Below are 7,889 nucleotides of genomic sequence, written 5' to 3' on the forward strand. Positions count from 1 at the left end.
CGTTTTTTGTATACTGTAGATATACTATGAAAAAGTGAGGTGCAACCTATGTTAGTAAATAAAGCATATAAATTTCGTATCTACCCAAATAAGAAACAAGAAATATTAATTGCTAAAACGATTGGTTGCAGTCGCTTTGTATTTAACCATTTTCTTGCTCTTTGGAATGATACGTATAAAGAAGCGGGAAAAGGATTAACCTATCCTTCTTGCTCTGCCGAGCTTACGCAATTAAAAAAACGACAAGATACGCTTTGGTTAAAAGAAGTAGATAGTACCGCTCTTCAATCCTCATTGAAAAACCTCGCAGATGCTTTTTCACGTTTTTTCAAGAAACAAAATGATATGCCACAATTCAAGTCTAAAAAGAATAAAATACAATCCTATACAACAAAATGTATGCATCATTATAATTATATAAATTGATATTGTTAGAAGAATAATTAGGGCTAGAATACCAAGTGATATCACTTCTTTATTTAAAATCACATCATATATGATAGCTCCAAAACAGATAAAAGAAAGGGGAGTTTTTTGAAGTTAGGCTTGTTTCGGAATATAACCAGACATTTAAAATGTAAAGAGTCCCTAGGGGAATAGGGACTCTTTAGTGGTAACCCTGTACATAGCTTGGGTGTGAATACTTTAACATTCTAACATATAGCTACCTTATCCGAAGGTAACAAAAGGTAACAAAAAATAATACATGTGACATATAGAATTTTATCGTTAAAAACGAATCGTGTGAAATAGAGAAGTTTTATATAAAAGGTGGGTTGTCTAATGAATGCCGAAATGTATAACACCAAGATACCTGGTAAAGAAAAAGAGAGAAGAAATGATTCAACTAACAAAACACTATTTTCTCACTTCCCCGGAAGTCATTCAAGTAAGTCAAGAATTAGATAAGTTATTGAACATGTTACGAAAAGGTGAGTGCTATTTAAAAGATTATGTTGCGTGATCTGAAGAAATCTTATGTTTTCCACTTTGATTTACAGGGTAATATATAAAGTTTTTTGTATGCATTGACCTTGTTATATATAGTTAACGGTTTGTATTCCGGTAATCTATGAGATTGCTTGACACTTGAAATGACATACAATTCCAATATTGTTATGATTTTAATATACAGAAAAACAGTGAAACTGGAGGCATTTGCATGGGTAGAAGTAAACCTATGAGAAAGGCATATTATATAAGGAATAACACTACAGGTAAAGGAACAGAAGTGAATTGTAAAAATGTCACGATGGAAATGAAAAACACTGGGACCTTCCATTGTATGGATTGTATGAGACAGGTGGTACATGCAGGAGGAGAAAATCCTTACTATAGATTACCTTCAAAAGATGCTGAACATGATGTGAATTGTGATAATTATCTTCCAATTGATGAAGTGTCGGAAAGTATCAGAATAATAGGAGAGAAATTGAAAATTAAGTTGAAATTACCTTTTTTCCACGAAAAAGAAGAAGAGAATAAAGGTGAAGCTGGAGTGAAAGGTGGAAAAGCCACTTCAACAGGCTTTAATCCGGTTAAAGTAGGACCAGTTAAAACAATAAAAGGTAGACATCTCTTTCATAAGAGGGGTCTACCTTTTATTATTTGTTTATAAGAAATCAACAGCGCTAAAGTGTCCTTATGGTTACTGGAGTTAATCATAAGGAGGTTATGTTTGCATAGGAACGGGATTAGGAATAGAGATGTTCCTATGCAATATTTTAAAAATAGCCCCCATTAGCATTGGGAGTTATTTATTTTATTTTAGCATAGTGCTCGGTAATATATAACTTGATGAATAATTTGTTACTTTTTTGTTATGTATGCGTCACACATGTTTTTAACGGATTCATATTAGGGGTCTGTGTAGTAGTGGAACAAGAACAGCAATAGAGTTTAATCACATTATGTGGTAGCGCTACATCGCTATCAAGCTAAATTTTTGAAGTACCCCCCCTAAATGAAATTTTTCTTTCTCTACAGTTAGTTATTTTGAGAAGTTTGCTCATTTTTTGTTTTTGGGATGTTTACTTTTCTTAAGTTGATGGGCATGTATGATGCCCCCTATTAGTTGATACAGAAGAAGAGAAAACAGAATATATAGAGGGTTATAACAAAAGTATTATGATTATGGAGAACGGAAAAAGGTGAAAGTGGAAATATTCTTGGACAATGATGTTGAGGATGATGATCCTTGGGGATGCAAAGCATACGGAGTTTTATCATAAGATTTTTATTTACTTTATAGATAAAAGGGATGAAGTAGAATAATAGGTTTATAAAATGAAAAGGGCCCCTATTCCCTAGGGGCTTTTTGAGAGAGAACTTCACTAACTAACTAAATTAATTAGTGGGATACGGATCAATTTTAACATATAGATAGCTTATCTGAAGGTAACAAAAAGTTAACAAAGGAGATTTAAAAGAGTATATTGCGTAATCTGAAGAAATCTTGTGTTTTCCACTTTGATTTAAGGGGGAATATATACTCTAGAAAACAGGGTCTAGGAGAATCAGACATGAGATATTTTAAATGAGTATTACTTTTTTTATGTGGATATTATCATAGGTTAGGTACAACAAAGAGTTGCTCTGTTTCTACCTTCTTCCATAATTTTCACATTACCACTTTTATCGAGTTTGTAAGGGATTTTATTTTTTTCTAATTTTTCAATTAAAATAGGATTCTTTGATGAACTGAAAATGATATATTCATTATATGTATATTGATTATAGTATATGGTTATACCCGCACATAAACATATAAGTGTAAATCCCAAAAAAAGTATATAAATTCGTTTCATAATTCAGTTCCCCTCAAATTAATTGTTTATTGATTTGTCCACCAGAGTGAACCGTTTACAGAATCATACTGATAACTAATATATTTTAATAGTCTGTACCCCGTAAGGAAAATCTGCGATACGACCGAATGACCTTGATGTGACCGAACACGGCTGCAAGGATGTTTAAAATCAACATTTCAATTGATATTATATTTTGGAGAAATAATGAAAGGGGATAATGTAGATGTCCCAATATAAGGTGAAGTTGTACATAAAACCAGTCCAGAAAAGGGCACATTATAGGGCCAGATTGGAGAAAATAAATAGTAGCACTGTGAGTTAGAAGAAAAGATGAATAAAATTCAAAATGCAATTTTACAGATAAGTACTTCATTATGAAGAGGAGGAACCCCTCCTCTTTCTTTTATGTTATTTTTTTCTCATTATTTTCAAAGTACTTACAAGCGAATTTATTGATATAGTTTACTTATTAATAACAATTATAAATTAATATTGACTTTCAAATGAAAGGTGATATCATTTAGTTGTGCTTAACTTTCACTCCTATGAGGTGATGAGAAGAGAGCAAAAATCAAATATGTTAATTTGTTTCAATAAGTTAATCAAATTATTTGCTGCTTAATTTAAATGGAGAGGGGAAACAAATATGGACACTAATACCAATGCTAATACTGGAGGATGCCCATTTAGTCACGGTGGTGTTACTAGTAACAAATCTAGTGCTACTACTAATAGAGACTTGTGGCCTAACCAGTTGAACTTGAACATTCTTCATCAGCATGACAAAAAATCTAATCCTATGGGAAAAGAATTTAATTATGCTGATGAATTTAAAAAGCTAGATTATGAAGCTCTTAAAAAAGATCTTCACGATCTAATGACAGACAGCCAAGATTGGTGGCCTGCTGACTATGGACACTATGGTCCAATGTTTATCCGTATGTCTTGGCATGCTGCAGGGACATACCGTACTGGTGATGGACGTGGAGGCGGCGGAACTGGTAACCAACGTTTTGCTCCACTAAACAGTTGGGCTGATAACGCGAACGTTGATAAAGCACGTAGATTACTATGGCCAATCAAGCAAAAATACGGTAACAAGATCTCTTGGGCTGACTTATTGCTTCTAACAGGTAACGTTGCTCTTGAATCAATGGGTATTAAGCCTTTTGGTTTCGGAGGTGGACGTGCAGACATTTGGCATCCAGAAGAAGACATCTACTGGGGTACTGAAACAGAAATGCTAGGGACTAACCGTTACTCTGGTGAAAGAGAGCTTGAAAATCCACTTGCTGCCGTTCAGATGGGTCTAATTTACGTTAACCCAGAAGGTCCAGACGGTAAGCCAGACCCAATTGCAAGTGCTCACGACATTCGCGAAACCTTTGGACGTATGGGTATGAATGATGAAGACACAGTTGCATTAATTGCAGGCGGACATACTTTTGGTAAGGCACATGGTGCAGGAGATGCTGCACAAATTGGTCCAGAGCCAGAGGCAGCTCCAATTGAAGCACAAGGTTTAGGTTGGTTAAGTTCATATGGAAGTGGGAAAGGTGGCGACACCATCACTAGTGGTCTTGAAGGTGCTTGGACTGCTAACCCGACACAATGGGATAACGGATACTTTGATTTATTATTCGGATATGAATGGTGGTTGACTAAGAGTCCTGCAGGAGCATATCAGTGGATGGCTGTAGCCCCTGATGAAAAAGACCTTGCACCAGATGCAGCAGATTCATCCAAGAAAGTTCCGACAGTTATGTTTACATCTGATTTAGCACTCCGTCATGACCCAATATATGAGAAGATTTCACGTCGTTTCCATGCAAATCCAGATGAGTTTGCTGATGCATTTGTTCGCGCATGGTTTAAACTTTTACACCGTGATATGGGTCCTAAAGCAAGATATCTCGGTCCAGAGGTTCCACAAGAAGATCTTATATGGCAAGATCCTGTTCCAACTGTTGATTATGAATTAACAGAAGAAGAAGTAGAAAAAATTAAAGTACTAATTCTTGACTCAGGACTTACAATCAGCGAACTAGTTACAACTGCTTGGGCTTCAGCAAGCACATTCCGTGGTTCAGATAATCGTGGTGGCGCAAATGGTGCACGTATTCGTCTTGCTCCACAAAAAGATTGGGAAGTGAACCAACCGGAACAGCTTTCAAAAGTCCTTTCAGTACTAGAAGACATTCAAAGTCATCTTGAGAAAAATGTAAGTCTTGCTGACTTAATTGTACTAGGTGGAACTGCTGCGGTAGAAAAAGCGGCTAAGGAAGCAGGTTTTGATGTGACTGTTCCTTTCTCTCCAGGACGTGGTGATGCAACTGAAGAGCAAACTGATGCAGAAAGCTTTGACGTGCTAGAGCCTGTTGCTGATGGTTTCCGTAACTATCAAAAGAAAGAGTACAGTATTAGTCCAGAAGAACTTCTTGTAGACAAAGCACAACTACTAGGCCTTACTGCACCAGAAATGACTGCCCTTATTGGTGGTATGCGTGCTTTAGGTACAAACTATGGCGGCACAAAACAGGGTGTATTCACTGATCGTGCAGGCACACTTACTAACGACTTCTTTGTGAACCTACTTGACATTGGTGTAGAATGGAAGCCTGTAGACGGAGGCGTATACGAAGGACGTGACCGCAACACAGGTAAAGTAGTAAGAACAGCAACTAGAGTTGACCTAGTGTTCGGGTCAAACTCCGTTCTACGTGCGATTGCAGAAGTTTATGCACAAGATGATAACAAAGAAAAGTTTGTACGTGACTTTGTAGCTGCTTGGGTTAAAGTAATGAATGCAGATCGTTTTGACCTTAATTAATTGTTATTACGATTGATAAGAAAGAGTCACCTGAGATAAGCAAGCAGCCAAGCGCTTTTTCAAGAAAGCCTTGGCTTTTTCTTATGTGTCTAAACCTCGTGTGATAACAGTAGATAAGAACCCTGCCTACCCTGTAGCGATTCAAGAGTTAAAAGAAGAGAAACATATGCCTGAAGGCATACAACTAAGGCAAGTTAGATATCTCAATAATATAGTGGAACAAGATCATCGTTTTATTAAGAAACGCGTGCGTTCTGTGTTGGGATTCAAGTCATTTAAAACGGCAACTTCTATATTGAGAGGTGTTGAAGCCATGCATATGATGAAAAAAGGACAAACCTTTCAAGGGGGGAAGTCTGTCCAAAATCAAGTGAACCTCATTCATCAACTATTCGGTATTCCAGCATAAAAGCGGATTCCGTTAGGAATCTCTTCACTTCTTTATATCTTCAAAAAATGTTTGCACCAGAACCTCATTTTCTAATACAGAGTATGCTTTTTTAAAATCACCTTTTTTCAAATACTACACAACGTGTAAGTAATGAAATACCATAATAATATCCGATTACGTCATGCGAATTAAAACTACTATTCGACATTAGTTTTAATTCGTATGTTTGTATTACATCCGCGATAAGACGTGTCACTTCTTCAGATTCAATAAACTGTGCCATACGTAAACAATGTTTTCTATTTAGTGGAGCATGAGCGAACGAATTCAATTTACTAATAAGCCTCTTTAATACTTTTTAATCTTCATCATTTAAAGTATCTATTTTAGATAATATAATGTCTCTTATCTTTTCCATTTCGAATCTCCCTCAAAAATAAGTAAGATATAGTTACACTTACATTATAGCAAGGCTCTACACGATTCCCCATAGATACGACAATTTTTAGGGAATCTTGGCGAAGAACTAATGAATACTTGTAATAATAAACATAAATTAATGGTCGGATAATCAATTTTAGTTATATAAAAATTACATAACTAAACGCACCGGTATTGAAGTCCTGTAATACTAATATAGAGCCGTTAAAATTAAAATTCATCTTCCAAAATTAGATTCCCGGCATCATTATCTTTCGTCAATCTTTGCTTCAGATAATTTTCTTTCGTAGTCCGATCATTTTTATGACCGACTGCAGCTGCGATGACATGAGGTGGTAATCCTTTGTAATCATACAAGTACTGTACATAAAAATGTCTAAAGAAGTGGGGAGTAATTCGGATGTTCTCTGTAAAGGGTAACTGAGTATCCTTAATAATTTTAGAAATATATTGTGACAAGTAATTCTCTCTATAAGCTGTATGGTTCTTAGTTTGAAATACCGTTCCACCATTTGTATTCCCAATGTCTATAGGTAATCTTCTTCGAATTCGAAACGCGGCAATACGATTAAAAATCTCCTTATTAATAGAAACAATCCGTTCATTATCTCCCTTTGTATCTACTGTTAAATAATAACGCCCGCGTATAGCGTCATATTCAATGTCTTCCCACAATGCATGTGCTACTTCTGCTACACGTAATCCAGTAGTAGCAAGGACTGACAATAACGCATAGTTAATTTCATTATTCCTGTAGTAGTTTAGCAGCTGCTTCACTTCTTCATACGATAACTCGCGCTTGGGTTTATGTTGTTCGTTTACCGTCGTACTAAGAATCTCCACATGAAGAGGTTCCTGGATATATTGAATCTCATATAACCATCTTAAGTAAGAGCGAATAACCCCTAGTTTCCGACTAATCGTAGATGCTTTGTATTTTTCTTTTGATTGATAGGAGATTGCCTCCTTGGATAACCATTTTTGATAGTTACGTATATGTCGCTTTCTTAAGTTCCTCCAAACTTGGCCCACTACATAATCTTTAACATCTTGCTGGAGAAATTCTGTACTTTGTTTGATGAAAAAATAGAACTGGCTTAAGTCACGTGCATATAGAGTCCTCGATGCATCCTTTATACGTTTCTCTTGGTCAAAATGTGTTTGCCGATTTAAATAGTAATACAATATTTCTTCATCTGAAAATCCCTCATATGTATATGAATCTTCTCTTTCGTTATTTTCCTTTTTAAATTCAGCTTCATTTATATAATCTTGATTCCATATCGCAATTATGTTTGAGAAATTTTGTTTTTGTTTCTCTATATTTTCTAGATAAGTTTCACTATAAATTGTATTTAATTTAAATTTCATTGTTAATCAACTCCATATTAATTTCCTTTATATCTAATATTATAAC

Annotated in this window: 6 protein-coding genes and 2 pseudogenes; 5 read left to right on the forward strand and 3 right to left on the reverse strand. The window is 35.4% G+C overall.

The window, feature by feature from the left end:
• Positions 1-48: 48 nt before the first annotated feature.
• The 3 genes and pseudogenes from V7038_RS25055 to V7038_RS25065 form a co-directional block, all read left to right on the forward strand.
• A pseudogene (locus tag V7038_RS25055) lies at positions 49-396 on the forward strand (helix-turn-helix domain-containing protein); the annotation flags it as partial.
• Positions 397-787: 391 nt separating this feature from the next.
• On the forward strand, positions 788-964 hold the full coding sequence (locus V7038_RS25060) for an aspartyl-phosphate phosphatase Spo0E family protein (RefSeq protein ID WP_002107119.1): 177 nt from the start codon (positions 788-790) through the stop codon (positions 962-964).
• Positions 965-1,162: 198 nt separating this feature from the next.
• Positions 1,163-1,618 carry a hypothetical protein gene (locus V7038_RS25065; protein WP_002107118.1) on the forward strand — a complete coding sequence of 152 codons (456 nt, stop codon included), beginning with the start codon at positions 1,163-1,165 and terminating at the stop codon, positions 1,616-1,618.
• Positions 1,619-2,573: 955 nt separating this feature from the next.
• Here V7038_RS25065 and V7038_RS25070 read toward each other — a convergent pair.
• Positions 2,574-2,807 (reverse strand): hypothetical protein, encoded by a 234-nt coding sequence (locus V7038_RS25070; RefSeq protein WP_002107117.1) that lies wholly within the window; start codon positions 2,805-2,807, stop codon positions 2,574-2,576.
• A gap of 649 nt (positions 2,808-3,456) precedes the next feature.
• On the opposite strand from V7038_RS25070, the gene katG reads away from it, so the two are divergent.
• Both katG and V7038_RS25080 read left to right on the forward strand, forming a co-directional pair.
• Entirely contained in the window at positions 3,457-5,640 is a 2,184-nt protein-coding gene (gene katG / locus V7038_RS25075) for a catalase/peroxidase HPI (RefSeq protein ID WP_328069528.1), read from the forward strand.
• Between the two features lie 34 nt (positions 5,641-5,674).
• Positions 5,675-6,049: pseudogene (locus V7038_RS25080) on the forward strand (DDE-type integrase/transposase/recombinase); the annotation flags it as partial.
• 97 nt (positions 6,050-6,146) lie between these two features.
• On the opposite strand, the gene V7038_RS25085 reads toward V7038_RS25080, so the two are convergent.
• Complete coding sequence (locus V7038_RS25085; protein ID WP_002107113.1) at positions 6,147-6,362, reverse strand: hypothetical protein; 216 nt, start codon at positions 6,360-6,362, stop codon at positions 6,147-6,149.
• A gap of 320 nt (positions 6,363-6,682) precedes the next feature.
• Entirely contained in the window at positions 6,683-7,843 is a 1,161-nt protein-coding gene (locus V7038_RS25090; protein ID WP_002107112.1) for a tyrosine-type recombinase/integrase, read from the reverse strand.
• Positions 7,844-7,889 lie beyond the last annotated feature (46 nt).

Origin of the sequence: Bacillus sp. JJ783, from assembly GCF_036963225.1 — a bacterium.
Lineage (GTDB): Bacteria > Bacillota > Bacilli > Bacillales > Bacillaceae_G > Bacillus_A > Bacillus_A cereus_U.